The sequence below is a fragment of the Thalassospira sp. SN3W genome, from assembly GCF_038070535.1.
GTDB classification, from domain to species: Bacteria; Pseudomonadota; Alphaproteobacteria; order Rhodospirillales; family Thalassospiraceae; genus Thalassospira; species Thalassospira xiamenensis.
In genome coordinates, this window is the sequence record NZ_CP121124.1 from 420224 (window position 1) to 444372 (window position 24149).

A 24149-nucleotide genomic window follows, 5' to 3' on the forward strand; every position below is an offset into this window, starting at 1 on the left:
GGGCGGTTCCCGATGAAATGTTTGATGCTTTTTGATGGCTTCCATTTCATCGTCAATGAACCGCCCTGCCAACAGAATTTATTGCAGGTTTTGTGACCGGACGGAAGAAACACGATGTGCGGCATATTGATAGCGGCAGGAACCGGATGGTTTCCTAACCACGCAGGATGCCATCATTGATGTCTTCGTAACGCTGATCGGCGGGAACAGGGCGATAGAAATCCGGGTCCAGCAAGGTCGTAACCGCGATAAGCGTCGGCGATTTTCGATCCCGAACCTTGGTGATCAGGGCATGATCAACCGGTCTCATTTCGCGGATTTTGATGACCTCGAAAATGGGACCATTCGGGGTGGCAAGTTTGAACTGGTCGCCAACAGCGACCTGGCCATGGGACTGACGCGGCATTTTTGGACTTCACCTGACTGATAGACGTTTACTCAAGATGCAAAACCCGCCGAGGCCCTATTTTTCAAAGACTTGGCCCTTTCGTTTTTCAACGGATTTTGCTTATCGGCAACACACTGCCACACATATCAGGCGAGACTATGACAGAAACACGTTTTTTACGCGCTCAACGTCAAAAACCATATCATCCTAATCAAAAGATAGCTTATACGACATTCACTTATTAAGGCATAAAACCAAAAAATGACTCAAATTATCAAACATCGAATTCAAATGCAGGTCAGATGGGAAAAAATTTTCGCTATGAACGTAAGCATTTAATGTATTAACAGACACAATGCTTTCTGATTTTTCGAATTTTTTTATATTTTGAGCCTCCTTTTTACTTAAATCACCATTTTCCAACATGTGATCAACAACTTTGACAAACCTAGAAGACAGCCTATCTTTATCATAAACAACTACACCACACCTTTGTATGTAGTTATTTATCGCATTCTCTATCAAAACACGAAATAGTACAGAAATTGCGTTATTGTGCTTATCGAAATAGAGATGATACTGTAATTCCTGCCATATATCGTAGCATCTAGCAGTATGCGGTTGCTGGATTATTCCGTAATCAATGTCCGTCCTAATTAATGCTCGACGAATGTGAGGCTTGGGTGCGCCTCCCAACTGATAAGTAGTGTTTCCCCGGTTTTCTCCATAATTTTCGGTTTCTTTTTTAGGCTTACTTTTCAGTGGCTTTTCTTTCTCTAGAGAATCCTTAGCTGAAGGCAGTATTCCATCATTTTCAAGAATATCTAAGTATTTCCTTTTTCCTTTATTATCCCATATTCCTTCCAAAACCACATTCTTCTCAATTAAATCGCTGCAAATTCGCAATAAAGCACCCATAACTTTTTCTTCATTATGAGTAATTTTTAGCTTATTCTTTTCAACAGAAATGCCAACGCGATTTCTCAGAGCGTCCGAAGATAAAAGTCGGTTTAGGTTTGACCTAGGAACCTTTACATTGTCGGCAAGCAAATTCGCTTCACGTAATTTGGCTTCAATCTCTTCAGCAACATTTACCTTGGTATGCTTACCCGTTCGTTTAACAAAATTTGATTTCGCTTCGGGATCCCAAGGGCTTTGACCAACCCCACCTTGGCCACCTGTATGACGACGATAGAGAATTTCGTCTATTCGTTCTCTATCTTCTTCAACTTGACATGAAATCTGACTTGGAAAATTACCGTTCCATCTCGATCTCTCAATAGAAAAGAACTCACGCCAACTCTCATTTGGCGCGGACTGAGGATCAGATAAAAACTTTAGACATGTAGTGCGACGATTACCGTCATAAACGATGTACTTTCCGTTTTCTTTGAGGACTAAAGGCGCTTCATAAATCTCACCTGAGGAAACTATATCTTTTGTCAATTTACGCATGTGAGCAGCTCGATGCTCTAGAAGCCAAGACATCCCCAACTCAGGTGAAGACAGTTCACCATGTCGATCATTCGAATTATTAACTACTAATTCGGAAAGCTTAATCTCTTGAACTTTCAAAATGCCCGCCCTCAAAATGCGAAATACACAACCCTATACTAAACCTTAGATATTAAACACTACATGAGACAAGCATAAAATAAAAAACCCCGTCGAAAAGACGGGGCTTTTATTTTTTGGAACCAGCCAAGAGTATCTATCAATCGATGTCTTCGACCTCACCGGCGGAACCGGTGACCTTGGCGGCCAGGGCGGCGGCCATGAAGGCATCAAGATCGCCGTTCAGAACGCCCTGGGTGTCGGATGTTTCGACACCGGTGCGCAGGTCCTTGATCATCTGATAGGGCTGCAACACGTAGGAGCGGATCTGATGGCCCCAGCCGATATCGGATTTGGTATCCTCAAGCGCCTGGGCTTCGGCTTCGCGTTTCTGAAGTTCGGCCTCGTACAGGCGGGCTTTGAGCATCTTCATCGCGGTATCGCGGTTTTTGTGCTGTGAACGGTCGTTCTGGCACTGCGCGACGATACCGGTCGGAATATGCGTGATACGCACGGCCGAGTCCGTTCTGTTAACGTGCTGACCACCGGCACCCGATGCGCGGTAGGTATCAATCCGAAGGTCCTTGTCGAGCACTTCGATATTGATGTCGTCATCAATCACCGGATAGACCCAGCAGGACGAGAAGCTGGTATGGCGGCGCGCGGCACTGTCATAGGGCGAAATACGCACCAGACGATGCACACCGACCTCGTTTTTCAGCCAGCCATAGGCATTATGACCGGTGACTTTATAGGTCACAGATTTGATGCCGGCTTCCTCGCCATCGCTTTCTTCGAGCATTTCAAGCTTGTAGCCCTTGGACTCCGCCCAGCGCACATACATGCGCGCCAGCATGCTGGCCCAGTCCTGCGCCTCGGTCCCGCCGGCACCGGCGTGGATTTCGAGATAGGCGTCATTGGCATCCGCCTCGCCCGAAAGCAGGCTTTCAAGCTCGCGCTTGGCCGCGATTTCGCGAATATCGCGCAGGCCCTGCTCGGCCTCGGCAACGGTTTCGTCATCACCTTCGGCTTCGCCAAGTTCGATCAGACCGATATTATCTTCGAGTTCCTGGGCAAGGGCCTTGTAACCATTGATGGCATCGTCAAGCCGGGTACGTTCCTGCATGACTTTCTGCGCGTTTTCCGGCTTGTCCCACAATGTGGGATCTTCGGCCAGCGCGTTCAGTTCGTCGAGGCGTCTAAGAGCGTTATCCCAGTCAAAGATGCCTCCTCAGCAGTGCCATCGACTGCTTGATTTCATCGACCAATGCCTGTGCTTCGGCGCGCATTGATGTCTCCGTTATTCATATGAAATTCTGTAAGGCCGCGAAGGATCGCAGCAACTTCGGCGGCGCTTATAGCAGTTTTTGCCCCGATTGAAACCCCCGCGGGGACGCACGGCAGGCATGGAAAAACCCGGCACATCAAATGCGCCGGGTTTAAAGGGGTATTGCGTGGGTCAGCTGTAAACCGGATCAAGCGTCACGGTATAGAGTTCTTCGTCGGCCACATCACGAAGCGACACGCGGAACTGTTCGTTTTCGGCGTCGATATCAACAAGGCCAAAGAATTGCAGGCCAAAGGATGGCGGCAGATTAACGCCCTGTTCCTCAGTTGGATGTTTGGTATACATCACCTGCGGACCGAATGTATTATCCATGTCATTGGGGCCAAACGTTCCGGCATGCAGCGGGCCGGAAACGAACTCCCAGAACGGATCGAAATCCTGGAACCGGGCCTTGTTCGGGTCATAGTAGTGGGCGGCGGTATAATGCACATCCGCTGTCAGCCAGACGGTATTGAGAATGCGGGCTGATTTGATGAAACGCAGCAATTCAACAATTTCAAGTTCGCGCCCGGCCGGAGCACCATCACCATTGGCCAGATTTTCAAAGGTGCTTTTGTTTTTCCAGTCATCATAGACAATCATGCCAATTGGCATATCCGCAGCAATAACTTTCCAGGTTGCCTTGGAATTCAGCAGGCTGCGTTTAAGCCATTCGATCTGCTCCCGGCCAAGGAAGGTTGTCTTGTCATTGGGTTCCGGGCTGTTATTGGCATCGTTCGCAGCGCGGTAGGTGCGCATATCAAGGAAGAATATCTCAAGCGACGGACCATAGGACACCTTGCGATATACCCGCCCCGGTTCGGTTGCATGTTCGGTGATCGGCAGCATTTCACGAAATGCCCGGTTGGCGCGTGCGGCCAATAGGGATACCGATTTTTCGCTGTAACGATCATCCCCGGTCAGCATTTCACCGGGATACCAGTTGTTGGTCACTTCGTGGTCGTCCCACTGGTAATAGACCGGGATCAGGCGGTTAAATTCACGGACATTCTTATCAAGCATGTTGTATTTGTAATTACCGCGGAATTCGGCAAGGGTTTCGGCGACCTTGCCGGTATCCTCGGTCGTGATGTTTGTCCAGATATCGCCATCGGGCATTTTTGCCTGTTCGGCAAACGGACCATCGGCATAGATGGTATCGCCGGAATGGATGAAGAAATCCGGGTTGTGTTTGGTGATCGTGGCATAGGTTTTCATGCCGCCGCGATCCTCGTCAATGCCCCAGCCCTGCCCGGCCGTATCGCCCGACCAGCCAAACCGGATATTGCGTTTTGCCGCCGGTGCGGTGCGGAAATGACCGATCACCGGTTCGGACGATGCCCGTCCATCATCAAGATTTTCGAAATGGATTTTATAAAACACGTCCTGCCCGGCCGGCAGATCATTCAGGGCAAGCTTGCCGGCAAAATCACGTTCCGGCAGAACATCGACATGCGGAATTCTGACGGATCGTGAAAAGTTTTCCGTTGTGGCGATTTCGGTAATCATCCGTGATGCACGATCCGCACGGCCCCAGATACAGGCGGAATTGGCGGTAACATCACCACTTTGCACCCCATGCGTGATCAGCGGACGATCCGCCGCGCGCGAAATCGACGGCATGAAAAATCCACCCATCGCGGATGCCGCACCGGCGGTGGCGGTTACAGAGGCGGTCGTGGTCAGGAATTTTCGGCGGGAAAGACGAAAAGACATTGAAAGAACCCCTTCAAAATTTGAAGTAACACCTTGAAGAGTATGACAAATTCAAATGACAGGACCGTTGCGGCCTCTTGATGGTTTTATCAACATTTGATGACACTGGCGCGCGCAATACGACGTTTGCAGCCCCGCCTCGTTTTCAAATGAAAAAGACCGGATGCGATTGCATCCGGCCCCTTAAACATTCCCGCAAAAGCGCGGCAAAGATCAGTAAATACCACCCGGGCTTGAAACGCCGCCGGTATTGCCTTCGGCACCGACGCCGCTGTAACCGGCATCGCCACCATCAATGACGTTGTCATTCGATGACGGAATGGTGCCGGGTTTGAAAGCTTCCCAGATCACATTCTGATCCCCTGGACGGGCCGGAAGACCGGAACGGGCTTCAACGCGGACCATGCGAATGCCCGGCGGTGTACGGAATGGCACGGCCTTTGTGCCCTTTAATGCATCGCCCATGAACTGCTTGAAGATCGGGGCCGCGGCACTTGCCCCCTGCTCCTGATCGCCAAGCGAGCGGTTATCGTCAAAGCCGACATAAACACCAACCGCAAGGTCGGGCGAGAAGCCGACAAACCATGCATCGCGGCTATCGTTCGTGGTGCCGGTTTTACCCGCCAGCGGATAACCGAGTTCGCGAATGCGACGACCGGTTCCGCGTTCAACCACACCTTCAAGCATCGATACCATCTGGAACGCGCTTGCCGGGTCGGTAAGCTGTTCACGGGTATCGGGCAGTTCAGGGGGCATCTGATTGCGAAAATCGACATCCTGACATTCCGCACACTGGCGTTCGTCACGACGATAGATCACTTCACCGCGACGGTTCTGAATGCGGTCAATCAGGGTCGGGGTGATTTTCTTGCCGCCATTGACAAATTCCGCATAGGCCGCCGTCATGCGCATGACGGTGGTTTCCGCCGCACCAAGCGCCATCGAAAGAACCTGTGGCATATCATCGACAACACCGAAACGTTGCGCGTAATCGGCAACCTTGTCCATGCCGATGGTCTGGGCCAGACGTACCGTCATCAGGTTACGCGACAGTTCGATCCCCAGACGCATGGTCGAAGGACCATAGAACTTGCCGCTATAGTTGCCCGGCTTCCATTTACCAAGCCCAGGCCCCTGATCAATCACGAATGGCGCATCCAGCACCAGGGTCGACGGGGTAAAGCCCTGATCAAGGGCGGCCAGGTAAACAAACGGCTTGAAGGCAGAACCGGGCTGACGACGGGCCTGGGTCGCGCGGTTGAATTTCGACATGTCATGCGAAAAACCGCCCGACATTGCCAAAACACGCCCGGTATGCGGGTCCATCGCGACAAGCGCCCCATTGACCGCAGGGATCTGGCGCAGGCCATAGGTATTGGGCGGCAGTTCTTCGCCATCAAGTTCCGCAAAATGCCTCACATAGATCACATCACCCGGCGACAGAACATCCGACGGGCTGTTGACCGCAGCACCAAGCTTCTGGCCTTCTTTCCACGGACGCGCCCATGTCAGGAAGCGAAGCGGAATGCGGCCCTGCTTGCCCGACAGAAGGCCAAGGGTTGCTTCTTCGGCACTGACACGCAGAACAACGGCCTTGTCCCATGGCAAATCATTGGGTGTTTCGACTTCGCGCAGTTTCTGCTGCCAGTCATCGGCCAGATCGATATTGGTGATCGGACCGCGCCAGCCATGACGACGGTCATATTCCACAAGCCCTTCGACCAGCGCCTGATCGGCAATGGTCTGCAGGCGCGGATCAACCGTCGAGCGGACCGACAGCCCGCCATCATAAAGCATGTTTTCGCCGTAACGGTCGACCAGCTGGCGGCGGACTTCCTCGGCGAAGAAATCAGCACGATAGGTATCGACAGACTGGCGTTCCTTGGCAATCAGCGGGCTTGCCCACGCGTTCTGGGCTTCGGCCTCGGTGATGAATTTTTCTTCGAGCATCCGGCCAATCACCCAGTTACGACGCGCTTTGGCTTCGTCATGATTGCGGACCGGATGATAATTCGACGGTGCCTTTGGCAGGGCGGCAAGATAGGCCGCTTCCTCGATATTGATTTCATCAAGAGATTTATCGAAGTAACGCAAGGCGGCGGCGGCAACGCCATAGCTGCCATTGCCAAGGTAAATCTCGTTCAGATACAGTTCAAGGATATGTTCCTTGGAAAAGGCACGCTCGATCCGGAAGGAAAGGATTGCTTCCTTGACCTTGCGTTCATAGGAAACTTCGCTGGTCAGAAGGAAGTTTTTGGCAACCTGCTGGGTGATGGTCGATGCACCGACCGGACGCTTACCCGTGCCCATATTGACAACGTTGGTCACGGCTGCGCGCAGCACGGATGCGAAATCGATGCCCGGATGGCTGAAAAAGTTTTTATCCTCGGCCGCGACAAACGCATCGACAACAACATGCGGGATCGAGGTGATCGGCACGAAAACGCGTTTTTCACGCGCATATTCGGCGATCAATGCCCCGTCACTGGCATGGACGCGTGTCATGACTTCGGGTTCGTAGTTTTCAAGCTGGGTGTAATCGGGCAAGTCCTGACCGAAATGCCAGAAGATCGCCAGAACGCCGATCCCGCCGGCAATTGCCATCAGGAAAAGCACACCAAAAATACTTAGTAAAATACGCATAAACAGGTCTTTATCATTTTGCTGTTTTGGCCTGATCCGGTTTGGCGCGCACCAAAGCGCACCTTTCGGAGAATTGCAATCAGCCTTATCATAGCGGCAAAAAAGTGACGGCGTTGTGACACTGCGCACGGCCACCGTATTTTCTGTTCCGACCGGGCAAAGATTATAGCCCTACCGCCCCATCAAAGCGAGAGTCGGAAATTCCATTGCACGGAAAAGTTATGCAAATTGCCAATATGCTTTTCGAAATCCGGGGACGAAGCCGTTGAATCCGGCTTAGAATTTATGTTTTTCGAAATAGATATCGATGGCGCGCAGTACAGCTTCGGCGACCTTGCGCCGATGTGCCGGGCTTTGCAACAGCTTGGCATCCGTCGCGTTCGATAAATAGCCCATTTCAAACAGGGCTGAGGGGATATCAGGGGCCTTGAGCACGGCAAAGCCCGCGAACCGATGGGTCCGGCGTTGCAGTTCGATGCTTTTACCCAGTTCGGTGACCATATTGGCCGCAAGGGTCGCCGACAGGTTCATGGTTTCGCGCTGTGCCAGATCGATCAGGATGCTTTGCACCAGCGAGTTTTCTTCCGATAGGTCAATACCGGCAATCACGTCGGCCTTGTTTTCCTTTGACGCCAGTGCGGCGGCTTCTTTGTCCGATGCGTTTTCAGACAGGGTATAGACCGATGCACCGCGATGCTTGGAATTGCCAATCGAGTCTGCGTGCAGGGAAATAAACAGATCGGCCCCGTTTTTACGCGCGATTTCGGTTCGCTGGCGCAATTTCAGGAACACGTCCTTGTCGCGTGTCAGAAGCACACGATACCGACCGGAATCGGTCAGAACCTTTTCAACTTCGCGGGCGGCGGCAAGCGTCAGGTCCTTTTCATAGACCCCGCCAACCCCGATTGCGCCGGGATCAACCCCGCCGTGACCGGCATCAATCGCAATCAGCGGCTTTTCCGAACCACCACGACCCGACTCAACCGCGACATCGGCACTTTGTTCGGTGGCACTGGTGTCGTTGCGGCTGCGTGCGGAATAGGCGACCATGCTTTCGCGTGATGCCGCCATAAAGGCATCACGCTTGGCGGGCGACAAATCAACGACAAGACGATGGGGCTTGCCATCGGATGCAGGCAGCGTGAAGATTTTTGAAACAAGTGCCGGTTCGGCAACGTCAAGAACCACACGGAAGGTGCCCGGTTTGAACAGGCCGTAACGCAATCCCGAAATCAGGCCCCCGCCCGACGTTACCTTGCCCGGGGGGGCGGTCCATTCGATTTCGGGCATGTCGATGATGACGCGATATGGATCGGGCAGCAGAAAGTAGCTGAACTCGACACTGCGATCGAGATCAATGACAAAGCGGGTATAGTCGGGATAAACGCCAAGGCGCGCGCCAAGAACCTTGGTTTCCTGCGCATTTGCCGTGGCAGAACCGCCGACACAGATCATCATCGCCAGAAAAAGCGACAAACAGAGTGCAGCAACAATCCGGGCCGGTTTTTGCCCGACCAAGAACAGCGTTTCTGTCGTCGCATTCACCTGCGAACCCGTTTGAACTGATACCATCGTCCTGCTGCGTTTATCCTGAGAATGCGGAGTAATTTTAGACTGGTTGTCTGCGTTTATAACAATGCGTTGGTTAACGGGCAATTGACTGCCCGTGAAACACGCGACGCGCACAACATTCTTCGTTTCGATGTCCATTACATTAATGTAAACGGTAAAAACATTGCAGGATCATGGATTTGGCAGAAGGCATCCGTGATTGGCGCAATCGGGCGAAAAACTTCGCGATTTTGAATTCAACCACAACAAAGTCATCGGACAACGTAACAAAACTGTTTGTCGCGGGACTTCAAAAGAGATATGTTGCACCCGAGATTCCTATGCCTTGCGGTGTGAACCTTATTAATCCGCCAGGCTGAGGACGCGACGAGGCCAGTTCTCGGGTCGGTGTCTCGGTGACGCGGCAATTCCCGCTCCCGATAGAGCCCTCCCATTCAAGGCTGTCTTGGCGCGCTCGAGATTACGCAACCAATTTTTGTTTCAACACCAAAACCAGGTCCGAACCGGAAGAGCAGCCGAAACGCGATGAACCAGATATATACAGGACATATCGCGACCTTTATGGACGGCGCCTCCGGATACGCCGGTTTATTTGCATACCAGCGCAACATCGCTTTACGCAGGAAACTGGCGGGACCTTTAGGAACAGGTTCCGAATGGTCAAACGCATGCTCATCGATGCAACGCACACGGAAGAAAGCCGTGTCGTTGTTATTAATGGAAATCGCCTAGAAGAATACGACGTCGAAACTTCGACCAAGAAGCAGATAAAAGGAAATATCTATCTCGCGAAAGTGACGCGTGTAGAACCGTCCCTGCAGGCGGCCTTCGTCGATTACGGCGGAAACCGCCATGGTTTCCTCGCCTTTAGCGAAATTCATTCCGACTATTACCAGATCCCGGTCGCAGATCGCGAAGCCCTTTCGCGTAGTCATAGTGACGTCAAGGATGCCGACATCGTCGAAGACAATATCGGCGACGCATCCGAGGGTAACGATACCCCGAAAAAAGAAAAGAAACCGGCCCGCACCCGCAATCGCCGCAAACCACGTGCGAAAGCATCGGACGAAACCGCGGTTGAAACCGATGCAGAAGCACCGGCAACCGACGAAAACGCCGATAGTGCGGAAACTGTTGCGGCCGACGCCCCGCAGGAAAATGACGCTGCGGCAAGTGATGATGCGAACGATGAAGACGCAAAACCGCGCCGTCGTCGCCCCCGCAACCGTCGCAAGAAATCCGATGAGGTCGAGGCATCTGGTGATAACACCGCCGACGCATCGTCGAACGATGGTGATGATACCGATGGTTCGGGCGGCGGAAATGCTGCCATGTCAGCAGAAATTGCCGAACTGACCGTCGATATCGAAACCGAGCCGGCCGGTGCCGCCGAAGAAGAAGACATCGATGATCTGGGCGGCGATGACGGGGATGAATTCTCCGACAGCCATCGCCCGCAGATGCAGAAGCGCTACAAGATTCAGGAAGTGATCAAGCGCCGCCAGATCCTGCTTGTTCAGGTGGTCAAGGAAGAACGCGGTAACAAGGGTGCTGCGCTTTCGACCTTCCTGTCGCTGGCGGGTCGTTATTGCGTACTGATGCCAAACACCCCGCGCGGTGGCGGCATTTCGCGCAAGATCACCAATGCACAGGATCGCAAGCGCCTGAAATCCATTCTGGCCGAACTGGAAATTCCGGATGGCATGGCCGTTATCGTGCGTACAGCAGGTTCGGAACGCACCAAGGCCGAAATTAAACGCGACTTCGATTATCTGATGCGTTTGTGGGATCGTATTCGCGAAACCACCCTTCAGAGCCAGGCACCATGCCTGATTTATGAAGAAGCCGATCTGATCAAACGGTCCATCCGTGACCTTTATGCACGCGATGTTGACGAAGTTCTGGTCGAAGGTGACGAAGGTTACCGGATCGCCAAAGACTTCATGAAGATGCTGATGCCGTCACATGCAAAGCGTGTGCAGCCTTACAAGGATCAGGGTGTTCCGCTGTTCCACCGCTTCCAGGTGGAAAGCCAGCTTGATGCGATGCTCAATCCGGTCGTGCAGCTGAAATCGGGTGGCTATATCGTCATCAACCCGACCGAGGCACTGGTCGCGATTGACGTGAACTCGGGCCGTTCGACCCGTGAACGCAACATCGAAGAAACCGCGTACAAGACCAACCTTGAAGCCGCCGAAGAACTCGCACGCCAGCTGCGCCTGCGCGATCTGGCCGGTTTGATTGTGGTCGATTTCATCGACATGGAAGACCACCGCAACCAGGGGGCGGTTGAACGCAAGCTTAAAGAAGCCATGCGCAATGACCGGGCCCGCCTGCAGATCGGCCGTATCAGCCCGTTCGGCTTGCTTGAAATGTCGCGCCAGCGCCTGCGCCCGTCGCTTGTTGAAAGCGCGTTCGAGGTTTGCGCACATTGCCGCGGTGTCGGCCTTGTCCGTTCGATCGAAAGTGCCGCCCTTCACCTTCTGCGTGTTCTTGAAGAAGAAGGCATGCGTCGTCGTTCCGGTGCACTTACCGTTCATGTCGCAAGCGAAGTCGCGCTTTATATCCTGAACCGCAAACGTGACACGCTGGCCGAAATCGAACAGCGTTACGGCTTCACCGTGATGATCTTTGGCGATGACAGCCTGATTTCGCCAGATCACCGGATTGAACGGTCACGTGCGAAAAAAGGTGACGAAGAAGAATCCCTGCCGGTTCTGAACACCGACAGCGTATCTTTGACCGCGATTGAAAGCCCGGTTGAACCGGACGAAGACGAAGAAGAAGAAGACGTTGCAGAGGCACGTGATACCCGTGATCAGCGCGACGACGATGATCAGGGCAACAAACGTCGCCGTCGCCGCCGCCGCCGTCGTGGCCGCAATGATGAACGTGATGACCGTGATGATCAGAACCAAGCCGATGATGCATCAGATGATGCGGCCGGTTCGTCGGATCGCGGTGATCAGGACGATAACGAAGATGATGACGACGACGAAGCACAGCGCAAACGCCGCCGTCGCGGCAAACGTGGTGGACGCCGTCGTTCACGCCGTCAGGAATTTGAAAACGCACCGCGCGTCAAATCGCCTGCCGATGATGCACAGGCAACTGCCCTTCGCCGGGATCGTGATCACAGCGCACCGGAAGGTCAGGTCGAGGATCAGGTTGTTGATGCCGACAGCGAAGGTCAGGATGCCGACAGCTTCGATCAGGAAGGTGTCCGTGCCGGCCGTGAGCGCAGCGCAACCGCCCCGGCCCCGGCACGGCCGCGCCGCGAACGTCGTGATCGCAATGACAATCGCCGCAACAGGCGGGATCGCAATGACCGGGGTGATGTGAAAAACATCCCGATCCAGAGCGGCCCGGCCCCCGAGACTGCGGAAGAAATCGCCAAGGAAACCGTTTCGGCACCAGCACAGAGCCCAGCCGCCCCCCCCGTAGCAAGCCCAGCGGAAATCGTGGCGGAAAAACCGGCAAGCCCGGCCCCTGCCCCCGCAGCAGCACCGGCAGCGGAGAAATCCGAACCGAAGGCAGAGCCGAAAAAACCGGCACCAAAAGCCGAAAAAACCGCCGAGCCGGTGGCGAGTGAACCCGCTTCTGCCGAACCGGCAAAAGACGAAAAACCCAAGTCGAAGAAACGCGGCTGGTGGAGCCTTGGTCGTTAAGATCAGGACCCGATAAAACCCAAAAGGGCTGCCGAACATTCGGCAGCCCTTTTCGTTGCGGTCTGTTTGAGATCAGGGGCTTATCGCTGCCAGTTCTTCAATGCCTTTACCGCACCCAGCATGGTCGCCTCGCTATGTGCGAATGAGAATCGGACATAGTGTTTGCCGCGAAGCCGATCAAAATCCGTGCCCGGCGTGGTGGCAACACCGGTTTCGTCAAGCATGCGACGGCAGAAGGCCTCACTATCGTCCGTCAGGTCGCGGACATCGGCATAGAGATAGAATGCACCATCCGCCGGGGCGAAGTTGCCAAATCCGGCTTTGGGCAGTTCATTGAGCAGGATTTCACGATTGCGGGCATAGGCCGCGACATTGGCCTGCAATTCGTCCTCGCAATCAAATGCGGCGACGGCGGCGATCTGTGATAATGCCGGGGCCGAAATAAACAGGTTCTGTTGCAGGCATTCGACCGCCCGCATCAGATCAGGCGGCACCACCGCCCAGCCCAGACGCCAGCCGGTCATCGAGAAATATTTCGAGAAGCTGTTGATGATGATCGCATCATCGCCGAATTCAAGTGCGGTGCATTCGCGGACATCGCCAAACGAAATGCCCTGATAAATCTCGTCACTGATCAGGCGAATACCGTTTTCCCGGCAATAGGTCGCCAGTTCGCGGTAAGTTTCAACGTCAATCATGCTGCCCGCCGGGTTGGACGGGCTTGCAACAATCAGACCGTCAATCGGGGCTTCGAGGTCACGCAGCATGGCCACGGTTGGCTGATAATGGCTTTCGGGACCGGCAGGCAGATTGACGGTTTCAATGCCGAGTGCAGTCAGGATGTTGTGATAGGCCGGATAGCCTGGTGCCGCCATCGCCACCCGATCCCCGGCATCAAAGGCCGCCAGAAACGCCAGCACGAAGATCGAGGAAGAACCGCTGGCGACACAGATGCGTGACGGATCAACCGATGCGTTGAATTTACGCTGATAATGCCCGGCGATGGCTTCGCGCAGGGGATCAATCCCCATGGCATTGGTATAACCGATCAGATCGTTATCAAGGGCACGGGCCGCGGCCTCGCGGACCTTGCGTGGGGCCGGTGTGCCGGGTTGCCCGACTTCAAGGTGATTGACAGCCTTGCCGTCGCGTTCGCGCGCGTTGGCGGCACGCATGACATCCATAACAATAAACGGCGAAATGGCACCGCGGCGCGATTGTTTCAAAGCCATTTGTGGGGTCCTGCTTTGTATCTTGAAAATCGGGGCAGGAAATCCTGCCCCGATGAAATGTCTGTAAAGGGTGGCTTACTGGGTGCCCGCCATACCGCCGCCCGCAGGATCGGCAATGAACTGGCAGCTTTCAGGATGCGGCGGCACCCCTTCAAGGCAACGCACGATATTGACCGCCGGTTTGCCTGCCGAATTCATCGGGACATTGGCAGCCGTCCCCTTTTCGATCAGGTCTTCGGCCATGGTCGCGATCTGTTTGGTCGCCCCGGCCGGAGTCCCGGTGCCAGCGATCCCATAGTAATATTCCCAGACAAACGGGTTGACCATAAGTGCCGGGCCCATCAGCGGGGTCTGGGCATAACCCGCATCCCCGGCGGCAAGGTTAAGACCGAACGCATCGGCACCAAGCCCCGCACCAAACGGTTTGTTCATCGTGGTCATGCAGGCAACCGCATTGGCCTTGCGGTCCAGCACGACAAAGCCGCTGCGCCCGGTATTGGCTTGAATGTTGCTGTCAGCAGCTTCGATATCGGCCAGATAGCGGTTCAAGATCGCGCCAAGTTCCGTTTCCGCGTCAATAACCGAACGCCCGTTATCGGAACGCGGCGGATAGGCAAGATAAAGCGTTTCGTTGCCAACCTTGACCTCGGTCGCGGTTTTCCATTGCGGTTTGTAGGAACGCATGTCTTCGGCCGTCAGCGTGCCACCGGCATTCTGAACCGCGGTTGCGATCTGGGCGCCAAGGGCACCGTTATAAAACTCGCCCGGTCCCTTGACCCTAAGAGAGGTCAGAAGTGCGCCAAGATTGACGGAACGAATCCGGTCACCGACCTGTAATGTTTTGCCATCTGGCATGAAAACATCGCGCAGGATCGGACTTGCTTCGATCCGGTCGCGATTGCCTTCGATATCATCAACCATCGAACGCGATACCGGAACACCAAGGCGAGCATACTGTTCGGCGGCCGAAAGAAGCTGCGGCCATTGCAGACGACCATAACGTGCACTAAGTGCATAAAGGCCGCGCGGGACACCCGGAACGGTCGTTGCGACCTGTCCATCTGCGGTGCGAGTCCCCGGACGTGGCCAGAAATCAAGGACTTCGACCTTCTTCGATTCCCGATCATGGACAACGCAAACCCCGCCACCACCGATACCGGCAACCGATGATTTGGTCACCGTCATGGTGGCATAAAGCGCAACAGCCGCATCGGCCGCCGTGCCGCCAGCCGAAAGAACATCGCGCGCGATACGGACCGCACGGGGTTCGTCGGCAACCACGCCACCAAGGAAACCACTGACGGCCCCGATTTGGCCAAGATTATCAGTATTATCAGTACCGCAGGCAGCAAGACCGGCAGTCATTGCGATTGCCGCCATGATCCGCCATGATGGCTTGCGCGTCGGGAACCTGTCCGCACGGGTCGGGTCGACATAAGATGAACGAGAACACGGAACGCACATTTTGCTCAGACGCATTATTACTCTCACTGCCATTTTCCTTGTTGCCCTGCCCAGCACAGTTTTTGCGCAGGGTCGTTCTTTTATCCGGGATACCGAGATTGAGGAAACCCTTCATCTCTATGCGACCCCGATATTCAAGGCTGCCGGGCTCGATCCGCGCGGCGTTACTGTCTATATCGTCTCAGATCCCAGCCTGAACGCATTCGTTGCAGGTGGCCAAAAGCTTTTTATCAATACTGGCCTCTTGTTGAAAGCCCAGACTCCCGAACAGGTTATGGGCGTGATGGCCCACGAGACCGGCCACATTGCGGGCGGGCATCTTTCACGTGTTCATGATCAGCTTCGAAATGCATCTGCTGTGTCGATTCTGTCAACCATCGTTGGGGTTGCTGCCGGTGTTGCCGCCGGACGTGCCGATGTGGGTACGGCAGCCGTGCTTGGCGGCCAGAACGTTGCCGAACGCAATTTTCTGGCCTATTCGCGAACACAGGAAAGCAGTGCCGATCAGGCCGGCGTCAAATTCCTGAGCGAAGCAGGCATATCATCGCGCGGCCTGATGGAATTCATGGAAACGCTTGAAGGTCAGGAATTGCTGAGCACCGCGCGTCAGGACCCGTATCTGCGCAGCCACCCGCTGACGACCGAACGTGTTGATTTCCTTGAAAACTATACCGCGAATTCACCGTTAAAAGACGCCAAGGTCGATCCGGTTCTGTATGAACGCCATGACCGCATGCGTGCCAAGCTGTATGCGTTTACCAACCATATCCAGCATACTTTGCGCACCTATCCCGAGTCCGATACCAGCGTTTCGGGGCGCTATGCGCGCGCCATCGCCTATTACCGGGACTCGCAAATCGAACCGGCGATGAAACTGATTGACGGACTGATCGCCGAAGAACCCGAAAATCCGTATTTCGAAGAGCTTAAGGGTCAGGTCCTGCTGGAATTCGGCAAGGCCAAGGAAGCCACCGATCCGCTGCGCAAATCGGTCGAATTATCCAATGGTGCCCCTTTGATCCGCCTTCTGCTGGCGCATGCCCTGATTGAAAGCGGCGATGATGCGGTTCTGGGCGAAGCCAAGGAAAACCTTCTGGGGGTTCTTTCGGTGGAACGTGGCAATGCATCGGCATGGCGATTCCGGGCGATCATTGAAAACCGTCTTGGCAATGAGGGCGAAGCATCGCTGTCGCAGGCGGAATACAGCCTTTTGACCGGGGACCGGGAAGCGGCGAAATATCATGCGGTGCAGGCCGACCGGAAACTTGAAAAGGGCACCGCGACCTGGCAGCGCGCACAGGACATCATTCGGGCGACCGACCCGGAAGGCAAGGACAAGCCCAATTGATATCGGTTCTGTCGCCGCGGGCGGGCGTCATTTCGATGATGTCGCGCCGTCTGGGCGTTGCTTTTATGGCGGTTTACGTCCTGGCCGGATGCAGCCTGCCCGATGCCGGGGTCAGCGTCGAGGGAGACCTGAAGCTTCTTTACGCCCCCTTCTCGCTTGGCAATCCGCCGCGCTACTGGCATTACGCCGACCGCCCGGCAAAGCTTGATCAGGGTGAACAGTCAAAGGCCAACAGCCTTTACTGGGACGATATTGATGGGCGCATCGCCCTTGCCATGCGCCCGGCCATTGCCCCGTTTGAACTTGGCCGTCGAACCAATATTTCGGTTCTTGCATCCCCCTATCTATCTTTTGACTGGTTGATGAACGCATCCGCCCTGCCCGGCGATACCGAGCTTGTGCTTGGTTTCCGGTCGGAGTCACAAGGGGATTGGGGCGAAAGTGATCTGGGGGTTGGCAAGCCGCCGATTGATCACGTAATCCGCCTGCCGATCGGGGGCGATATTTCGGGCACTGTCGGCTGGCAGCGGGATTATTTCGATCTTTCGACCCTGCATCGACGATACTGGCCCGACACAGACACTGTCGATGTTCGTCTGGTATGGATCGGCGTCGCATCGTCACATGATCAGCGCCCCGATGTGGCCGGTGTCACATATCTCTCGCATATTTTACTTTCCCGTTAGGGTGCCCGTCTCGTATCAATGATTTAAAGAAATCAGGTCCTGCGCGATGTCAGAAACATCCGGGACGAAGACAACAGAGGATTTTCGATGAATTCGCTTATGATCAAACGCCTTTTGGGCGGTGCCGCCATTATGCTTTCTCTGGGTTTTGCCATGGGGGGCCCGGCACAGGCAGCAGACCTTAGCGACGCACAGAAGGCAGAGATCGAAGGCGTGATCGAGCAGTATCTGATGGAAAACCCGGATGTTCTGTTGCGCGCCATCCAGAATGTTCAGGTCTGGCAGACAACCGAACAGGCCCGTCAGCAGGCCGAAGCCATTCAGCCGGTATGGGATGCGCTGGTTGCTGACAGCTCCGTGCCATCGGTTGGCCCGCTTGATGCACCGGTTACCGTGATCGAATTTTTTGATTATCACTGCGGTTATTGCAAACGCGCCTTTGACGGTGTGAAAGAACTTGCGGAAAATTCCGACGGCAAAATCCGCACCATGTTTGTTGAATTCCCGATCCTGCGCGAAGAAAGTGCCAGTGCGGCACGTGCCGCACTGGCCGCTGCCAAGCAGGGCAAATACATGGAAATCCACGCGGCCTTCATGGAAAGCCGTGGTGTGCTTGACGAAGCACAGATCAATAAGCTGGCCGAAGATGCCGGTGTTGACGTTGATCAGATGCGCAAGGACATGCAGTCGCCGGAAATCAACGGCATGTTGCAGCAATATTCCGCCATGGCGCGCAGCATCGGGGTTAATGGCACCCCCGCCTTCCTGATCAATGGTCAGATGGTGTCGGGGGCGGATATGGAACGGGTCAATGCGCTGGTCAAAGCCGGACTTGAAGAAGCATCCTGATTTTTAAATCACCTGCGACTACGGATGCAGTCAATCCGTTTCGCAGCCTTAATAAAACAAAAGCCCCCGTTTCGGTATCGAAACGGGGGCTTTTTATCGGGCGTTTGCGCGATCAGATCAAACCGGCCAGCGGCGAGGACGGATCGGCATATTTTTTCTTGGGCATACGACCGGCAAGGAACGATTCACGCCCGGCAATGATCGCATGTTTCATGGCACGCGCCATGCGGATCGGGTCCTTGGCACCGGCAATCGCGGTATTCATCAGAACACCGTCACAGCCCAGTTCCATGGCAAATGCCGCATCGGATGCGGTGCCGACACCGGCATCGACGATCACGGGCACCTTGGCGTTTTCCTTGATGAGTGCGATATTGACCGGATTCAGAATCCCCATGCCCGATCCGATCAGGGAGCCCAGCGGCATGATCGCGACACAGCCCATATCTTCAAGCATCTTGGCCTGAATGGGATCGTCGCTGCAATAAACCATCACGTCGAAACCGTCCTTGATCAGGGCTTCGGCCGCCTTGAGGGTTTCGGGCATGTTGGGATACAGCGTTTTCTGATCGCCCAGAACTTCAAGCTTCACCAAGTTCCAGCCGCCGGCTTCGCGGGCCAGACGCAGGGTGCGAACCGAATCATCGGCCGTAAAGCAACCCGCCGTATTGGGCAGATAAACGTATTTTTTCGGATCGACATAATCGACCAGCATTGGCTGCGACGGGTCGGTCAGGTTAACACGACGCACCGCAACCGTAACCATTTCGGCACCCGAGGCATCAATCGCGATGCGGGTTTCTTCGAAATCCTTGTATTTGCCGGTACCGACGATCAGACGCGATTTGAATTTATGGCCCGCGACGACAAAGCCCGCGTCATCGGCCGATGCAAGATCGGCATCCGATGAACCGCCACCAATGAAATGAACGATTTCAAGTTTATCGCCATCGGCAAGGGCGGTATCGCCATAGGCCGTTTTCGGCACGATTTCGAGATTGCGTTCCACCGCGACCTTGGTCGCCGTGATCCCGAGTTCGCCGAGAAGATCGGCAACGGTTGCTGCGGTATCGATGGTGCGGTCTTCACCGTTGATGGTCAGGCGCATCTGTTCGTCTTGTCCTTGTGGTATCAAAATATTCATCTATTGGCGCGCAGTATGCGCAGCTGCCGGGCGAGAGGCAAGCTGTGATCGGCGGATTCTGCCATGCGGGGCACACAAAGCTGTCCCGATGGCGATGATGCCAGCATGATCTTGCGGCTACAGTCATAGCCTCGTCCGAATGCAACGTTGCGTCAGACTTTGGTCGTGCTATAAACGCATCACTATATGTTGGGCATGTGGGAACGGATGACAAAACCCGTCTACATTCTGAATGGGCCGAATTTGAACCTGCTGGGACAGCGTCAGCCGGAAATATACGGTTCGACCACCTTGCGGGATATCGACGACATGTGTTCGGCACATGGGTCGCAAATAGGCCTGCCCGTCGTCTTTCGCCAAAGCAATCATGAAGGCGAACTGGTTGACTGGATTCAGGAAGCCCGGCAAGAAGCTGCTGGTATTATTATCAATGCTGGGGCATATACGCACACATCGGTTGCGATCCTTGACGCCTTGCTGGCATCCGATTTGCCGGTCGTCGAGGTGCATCTTTCAAATATTCATCAGCGGGACGCATTCAGACATCATTCTTACGTCTCAAAAGCTGCAAAAGGCATGATCTGTGGTTTTGGCGCGCAGGGTTACATTCTTGGCCTTGATGCCATCAGATCACTGATCCACACACCATCATAAAAGATATCGAAATGAGCAAGTTCAACATCGACAACGATACCATTCGCCAGCTCGCCGAGCTGCTGGACGAGACCAACCTGACCGAGATCGAAGTTGCCGCAGGCGACAATCGCATTCGCGTCGCCCGTCAGGGCACCATGGTTGCAGCCGCTCCGGCTGCTGCACCGGTTGCGGCTCCTGCTGCGGCGGCTGCTCCGGCGACACCTGCTGATGCAGGTTCCCATCCGGGTGCTGTAAAATCGCCGATGGTTGGCGTGGTCTATTTCGCACCGGAACCCGGCGCTGCACCGTTTATTTCGGTCGGTTCCAGCGTTTCCGAAGGCCAGACCCTGATGCTGATCGAAGCAATGAAGACCTTCAACCCGATCCGCGCGCCGAAATCTGGCAAAATCAGCCAGATCATCGCAACCGACGGCCATCCGGTCGAGTATGACGAGCCGCTGGTCATTATTGAATAAGCCGGGGTAAACACCGCATGTTCGACAAACTACTGATTGCCAACCGTGGCGAAATCGCGCTGCGTATTCAGCGCGCCTGCCGCGAAATGGGCATCAAAACTGTCGCGGTGCATTCCACCGCCGATGCCGATGCCATGCATGTCCGCCTGGCAGACGAAGCCGTCTGCATCGGCCCGGCCGCATCGAAAGACAGCTATCTGAATATTCCGGCGATCCTGTCGGCTGCCGAAATCACCGGGGCGGAAGCCATCCATCCGGGTTACGGCTTCCTGTCGGAAAATGCCGACTTTGCTGCCATGGTCGAAGAACATGGCTTTGCCTTTGTCGGTCCGTCGGCGGAACATATCCGCATGATGGGTGACAAGATCACCGCCAAACTGACCGCAGCAAAACTGGGCATTCCGGTTGTTCCGGGGTCGGACGGGGAAATCACCACCGTTGCCGAAGCCCAGAAATGCGCCAAGGAAATCGGCTATCCGGTTCTGATCAAGGCATCGGGTGGCGGCGGCGGCCGCGGCATGAAAGTGGTCGAGCGCGACGAAGACCTTGCCGAAGCCTTTTCCATGACCCGCAAGGAAGCATTGCAGAACTTTGGCAATGCCGCAGTTTATATGGAAAAGTACCTTGGCAAACCGCGCCATATCGAACTTCAGGTTATCGGCGATTCCCACGGAAATGCCGTCCATCTGTTCGAACGTGACTGTTCGTTGCAGCGCCGTCACCAGAAAGTGCTTGAAGAAGCCCCTTCGCCGACGCTGACACCGGAAGAACGCGAACGTATCGGATCGACCGTTGCCAACGCGATGCGTGGCATGGGATATCGCAATGCCGGTACGATTGAATTCCTGTATGAAAATGGCGAGTTCTATTTCATTGAAATGAACACCCGCCTGCAGGTCGAACATCCGGTAACCGAAGCCATTTCGGGCGTTGACCTTGTGCGTGAGCAGATTCGCGTTGCCGCAGGCCTTGAACTGTCCTTTACGCAGGAAGATCTGGAAATTCACGGCCATGCGATTGAATGCCGCATCAATGCCGAAGATCCGGAAACCTTTGTGCCGTCACCGGGCAAGATCAAGGAATATCATGCACCGGGCGGTTTGGGCGTTCGTGTCGATAGCGGTATCTATACCGGTTATTCGATCCCGCCCTATTACGACAGCATGATTGCAAAGCTGATCGTGCATGGGCGTGACCGCGAAGAATGCATGATGCGCCTGCGCCGTGCGTTGGCCGAATATGCGATTGGCGGGATCAAAACCACCATTCCGCTGCATCAGAAGCTTCTGGCGCAGCCTGATATCCAGAAAGGTGATTACGATATTCACTGGCTGGAAAAATTCATGGGCATGAAGAAGTAACCTTCTTTATCCCGATCAAAAAACGGGGCTCCCGAAAGGAAGCCCCGTTTTTGTTTGGGAATTTCCGTTAGCCCAGCAACGCCCCTAGCGAGAGGCGATGGCAACCGCCGCTCCGGCCATAACCGTTGCACTGGTGCGGTTGGCGATTTTCATAGCGCGTCGGCTGCGGATCAGGTGGCGCAGACGCGACGCCATGAAAACCCATGTCAGGTCAACCGCGACCAGAACCACCATCAGGGCGACGGAAAGTTCGAACCAGCCAAACAGCGACACGGATGCCAGATCAATCACGGTTGGAACCAGCGCCATATAGAACAGCATGATTTTCGGATTGCCCATTGTCACCGTCATGCCCGCGATGAACATCCGGACACCGGATTTTGTATCGGGGATGGTTTCAGCATCGACATCAACAGGCGCGTGCCACATCTTCCACGCCAGATACAGAAGATAGGCCACACCAACATATTTGATGATGGCGAACAGGAGATGGAAGCTGTTTGCGATGGCCGACAGGCCAAGTACGGCAAAGCTGAGCCAGATCAGTTCGCCAATCCACAATGCGGCCAGAAACGGCAGGATATCGCGGTATCCACGTGCAAGAACCCGGGCCACCAGTGCCGCAACACTTGGTCCCGGCGATCCTGATGCCACCAGCAACGCCCCGGCAAAAATAATCAACGAAGAAATTTCGAGCATTTTACAATTCCGGCGCGAAAGAATTAATCATACATTTCGATTATCATGCCAAACATAGTCGATGGACTGCAAGCTGCTATCTTGTCAGAACAGTGCGCGTTCACATATGTAAACAGACGATTTGCAAACAGGACCGAAACCATTATCACCGCGATCATGTCGAACCAACTGACCCCTGATCTGTTGATCCGTGCCTATTCGGTCGGCCTGTTTCCCATGGCCGAAAGCCATGATGACCCGACCCTTTACTGGATTGACCCGGAATGGCGTGGCGTATTGCCGCTTGACGGCTTCCACGTGCCCAGAAGCCTGCGCAAAGCGGTGCGCAAGGAGACATTCAAGGTCCATGTAAACAAAGCATTTCCCGATGTCATTCGTGCCTGTGCGGAGCCAACAGACAGCCGGGATGACACCTGGATCAATGACAATATCCTTGATGCCTATTGCGCGCTTCACAAGATGGGGTGCGCCCATTCGATCGAGGCATGGCTGGATGGCAAGCTGGTTGGCGGTCTTTATGGCGTCAGCCTTGGGCAGGCGTTTTTTGGCGAAAGCATGTTTTCGCGTGCGACCAATGCATCAAAGGTGGCATTGGTGCATCTTGTCGCCCTTTTGCGGCAAGGCGGCTATACCCTGCTTGATACCCAGTTCGTCAATGATCACCTAAAACAGTTCGGGGTGGTCGAAATCCCACGGGAACGTTATCGTTCCGAACTTGCCCGCGCGCTTGCCGGACGGGCGAGCCTGCCGTTTGAAGCGGACCCCGAATTTATCGAACAGGTCTTGCAACAGGGCGACCGCTAACACCTGCCCGCGCCATGTTTTATCCCCTGCCCCGTGCGGGCTTGTCCCCCACGAAAGACTGATCGTTACAATGCAGATACGCCCCGCCACCCAGAATGATGTCGCGAAAATCCTTGAAATCGTTGCCCCGGTCCTTCGGGCCGGTGAAACCTATGTCATGCCCATCGACATGACCGACACGGAAGTGTTGGCCTATTGGATGGGCGCGGACAGGGAAACCTTCGTTGCCGAGGAAGACGGGCAGATTGTTGGCACCTATTACCTGAAAGCCAATCAGCCGGGCAATGGTGCCCATGTCGCCAATTGCGGCTATATGACCGCCCCCGATGCGGGCGGGCGCGGGATTGCGCGGCGAATGTGCGAAGACTCGCTGATCCGTGCAAGGGATCGGGGCTTCAAGGCAATGCAGTTCAATTTCGTCATCGCCAGCAACAAGGCCGCGGTGCATCTTTGGCCGCAGCTTGGCTTTGAAATTGTCGGGCGTTTACCCGGTGCCTATATGCACCCGACCCACGGCGAAACCGACGCACTGATCATGTATCGCAAACTATAAGAAAAGAGCGGAAACAATGATATTTCCGC

The 24149-nt window shown here is 54.7% G+C and carries 19 protein-coding genes; 9 read left to right on the plus strand and 10 right to left on the minus strand.

Annotated features, from left to right (window positions below):
- Positions 1 to 154 precede the first annotated feature (154 nt).
- The 6 genes from P8T57_RS01750 to P8T57_RS01775 form a co-directional block, all read right to left on the minus strand.
- Positions 155 to 406, minus strand: a complete 252-nt coding sequence (locus P8T57_RS01750) for a hypothetical protein (RefSeq protein WP_007090275.1) — start codon at positions 404 to 406, stop codon at positions 155 to 157.
- 216 nt (positions 407 to 622) lie between these two features.
- Positions 623 to 1963, minus strand: a complete 1341-nt coding sequence (locus tag P8T57_RS01755) for a hypothetical protein (RefSeq protein WP_341364414.1) — start codon at positions 1961 to 1963, stop codon at positions 623 to 625.
- Positions 1964 to 2102: 139 nt separating this feature from the next.
- Positions 2103 to 3231 (minus strand): peptide chain release factor 2 gene (gene prfB / locus P8T57_RS01760; RefSeq protein ID WP_110252639.1). Its coding sequence is split into 2 segments (ribosomal slippage): positions 2103 to 3161 and positions 3163 to 3231, totalling 1128 coding nucleotides; the frame shifts between segments, so codons are not numbered across the junction.
- A gap of 170 nt (positions 3232 to 3401) precedes the next feature.
- Positions 3402 to 4985 (minus strand): alkaline phosphatase D family protein, encoded by a 1584-nt coding sequence (locus tag P8T57_RS01765; protein WP_341364415.1) that lies wholly within the window; start codon positions 4983 to 4985, stop codon positions 3402 to 3404.
- A gap of 213 nt (positions 4986 to 5198) precedes the next feature.
- On the minus strand, positions 5199 to 7628 hold the full coding sequence (locus P8T57_RS01770; protein WP_040059878.1) for a penicillin-binding protein 1A: 2430 nt from the start codon (positions 7626 to 7628) through the stop codon (positions 5199 to 5201).
- 276 nt (positions 7629 to 7904) lie between these two features.
- Entirely contained in the window at positions 7905 to 9173 is a 1269-nt protein-coding gene (locus tag P8T57_RS01775; protein WP_341364416.1) for an N-acetylmuramoyl-L-alanine amidase, read from the minus strand.
- Between the two features lie 683 nt (positions 9174 to 9856).
- Here P8T57_RS01775 and P8T57_RS01780 point away from each other — a divergent pair.
- Entirely contained in the window at positions 9857 to 12868 is a 3012-nt protein-coding gene (locus tag P8T57_RS01780; protein WP_341364417.1) for a ribonuclease E/G, read from the plus strand.
- 80 nt (positions 12869 to 12948) lie between these two features.
- Here the strand turns inward: P8T57_RS01780 and P8T57_RS01785 are convergent, their stop codons facing one another.
- Together P8T57_RS01785 and P8T57_RS01790 are read right to left on the minus strand one after the other, a co-directional pair.
- Positions 12949 to 14100, minus strand: coding sequence for an aminotransferase class I/II-fold pyridoxal phosphate-dependent enzyme (locus tag P8T57_RS01785; protein WP_341364418.1), 1152 nt, complete (start codon positions 14098 to 14100; stop codon positions 12949 to 12951).
- A 75-nt stretch (positions 14101 to 14175) separates the two neighbouring features.
- Positions 14176 to 15579, minus strand: a complete 1404-nt coding sequence (locus P8T57_RS01790; protein ID WP_341364419.1) for a gamma-glutamyltransferase — start codon at positions 15577 to 15579, stop codon at positions 14176 to 14178.
- On the opposite strand from P8T57_RS01790, the gene P8T57_RS01795 reads away from it, so the two are divergent.
- From P8T57_RS01795 to P8T57_RS01805, 3 genes are all read left to right on the plus strand, one after another.
- A complete protein-coding gene (locus tag P8T57_RS01795) occupies positions 15566 to 16912 on the plus strand; it encodes a M48 family metalloprotease (protein ID WP_071241188.1) in 1347 nt (448 codons plus the stop codon). The genes P8T57_RS01790 and P8T57_RS01795 overlap by 14 nt on opposite strands.
- Positions 16909 to 17598: a hypothetical protein gene (locus P8T57_RS01800; protein ID WP_341364420.1), complete on the plus strand. Its 690-nt coding sequence runs from the start codon at positions 16909 to 16911 to the stop codon at positions 17596 to 17598. Before P8T57_RS01795 ends, P8T57_RS01800 begins: the two co-directional genes overlap by 4 nt.
- Before the next feature lie 87 nt (positions 17599 to 17685).
- The gene (locus tag P8T57_RS01805) at positions 17686 to 18447 is read left to right on the plus strand and encodes a thioredoxin domain-containing protein (protein ID WP_114094014.1); all 762 of its coding nucleotides are present in this window, start codon (positions 17686 to 17688) and stop codon (positions 18445 to 18447) included.
- Positions 18448 to 18559: 112 nt separating this feature from the next.
- On the opposite strand, the gene thiS is transcribed toward P8T57_RS01805, so the two are convergent.
- On the minus strand, positions 18560 to 19555 hold the full coding sequence (thiS, locus tag P8T57_RS01810) for a sulfur carrier protein ThiS (protein ID WP_063095751.1): 996 nt from the start codon (positions 19553 to 19555) through the stop codon (positions 18560 to 18562).
- Between the two features lie 243 nt (positions 19556 to 19798).
- Here thiS and aroQ point away from each other — a divergent pair, with 243 nt between their 5' ends.
- From aroQ to accC, 3 genes are read left to right on the plus strand one after another with little or no spacing between them, the layout of a single operon-like run.
- A complete protein-coding gene (aroQ, locus tag P8T57_RS01815; RefSeq protein WP_341364421.1) occupies positions 19799 to 20245 on the plus strand; it encodes a type II 3-dehydroquinate dehydratase in 447 nt (148 codons plus the stop codon).
- 11 nt (positions 20246 to 20256) lie between these two features.
- Positions 20257 to 20703, plus strand: coding sequence for an acetyl-CoA carboxylase biotin carboxyl carrier protein (accB, locus tag P8T57_RS01820; RefSeq protein WP_341364422.1), 447 nt, complete (start codon positions 20257 to 20259; stop codon positions 20701 to 20703).
- A gap of 17 nt (positions 20704 to 20720) precedes the next feature.
- A complete protein-coding gene (gene accC, locus P8T57_RS01825; RefSeq protein ID WP_007090290.1) occupies positions 20721 to 22064 on the plus strand; it encodes an acetyl-CoA carboxylase biotin carboxylase subunit in 1344 nt (447 codons plus the stop codon).
- 84 nt (positions 22065 to 22148) lie between these two features.
- On the opposite strand, the gene P8T57_RS01830 is transcribed toward accC, so the two are convergent.
- Positions 22149 to 22763, minus strand: a complete 615-nt coding sequence (locus P8T57_RS01830) for a LysE family translocator (protein WP_341364423.1) — start codon at positions 22761 to 22763, stop codon at positions 22149 to 22151.
- A 156-nt stretch (positions 22764 to 22919) separates the two neighbouring features.
- On the opposite strand from P8T57_RS01830, the gene aat reads away from it, so the two are divergent.
- Together aat and P8T57_RS01840 are read left to right on the plus strand one after the other, a co-directional pair.
- On the plus strand, positions 22920 to 23567 hold the full coding sequence (gene aat / locus P8T57_RS01835; protein ID WP_341364424.1) for a leucyl/phenylalanyl-tRNA--protein transferase: 648 nt from the start codon (positions 22920 to 22922) through the stop codon (positions 23565 to 23567).
- Positions 23568 to 23637: 70 nt separating this feature from the next.
- Positions 23638 to 24120, plus strand: a complete 483-nt coding sequence (locus tag P8T57_RS01840; RefSeq protein WP_341364425.1) for an N-acetyltransferase — start codon at positions 23638 to 23640, stop codon at positions 24118 to 24120.
- The last annotated feature ends 29 nt before the right edge of the window (positions 24121 to 24149 follow it).

Coding starts and splice junctions, on each gene's coding strand:
- P8T57_RS01780 (WP_341364417.1), top strand. CDS start 9,857: ATGGTCAAACGCATGCTCATCGATGCAACGCACACGGAAGAAAGCCGT.
- P8T57_RS01750 (WP_007090275.1), bottom strand. CDS start 406: ATGCCGCGTCAGTCCCATGGCCAGGTCGCTGTTGGCGACCAGTTCAAA.
- P8T57_RS01790 (WP_341364419.1), bottom strand. CDS start 15,579: ATGCGTCTGAGCAAAATGTGCGTTCCGTGTTCTCGTTCATCTTATGTC.
- P8T57_RS01785 (WP_341364418.1), bottom strand. CDS start 14,100: ATGGCTTTGAAACAATCGCGCCGCGGTGCCATTTCGCCGTTTATTGTT.
- P8T57_RS01830 (WP_341364423.1), bottom strand. CDS start 22,763: ATGCTCGAAATTTCTTCGTTGATTATTTTTGCCGGGGCGTTGCTGGTG.
- P8T57_RS01770 (WP_040059878.1), bottom strand. CDS start 7,628: ATGCGTATTTTACTAAGTATTTTTGGTGTGCTTTTCCTGATGGCAATT.
- aat (WP_341364424.1), top strand. CDS start 22,920: ATGTCGAACCAACTGACCCCTGATCTGTTGATCCGTGCCTATTCGGTC.
- P8T57_RS01805 (WP_114094014.1), top strand. CDS start 17,686: ATGAATTCGCTTATGATCAAACGCCTTTTGGGCGGTGCCGCCATTATG.
- accB (WP_341364422.1), top strand. CDS start 20,257: ATGAGCAAGTTCAACATCGACAACGATACCATTCGCCAGCTCGCCGAG.
- aroQ (WP_341364421.1), top strand. CDS start 19,799: ATGACAAAACCCGTCTACATTCTGAATGGGCCGAATTTGAACCTGCTG.
- P8T57_RS01765 (WP_341364415.1), bottom strand. CDS start 4,985: ATGTCTTTTCGTCTTTCCCGCCGAAAATTCCTGACCACGACCGCCTCT.
- thiS (WP_063095751.1), bottom strand. CDS start 19,555: ATGCGCCTGACCATCAACGGTGAAGACCGCACCATCGATACCGCAGCA.
- P8T57_RS01840 (WP_341364425.1), top strand. CDS start 23,638: ATGCAGATACGCCCCGCCACCCAGAATGATGTCGCGAAAATCCTTGAA.
- accC (WP_007090290.1), top strand. CDS start 20,721: ATGTTCGACAAACTACTGATTGCCAACCGTGGCGAAATCGCGCTGCGT.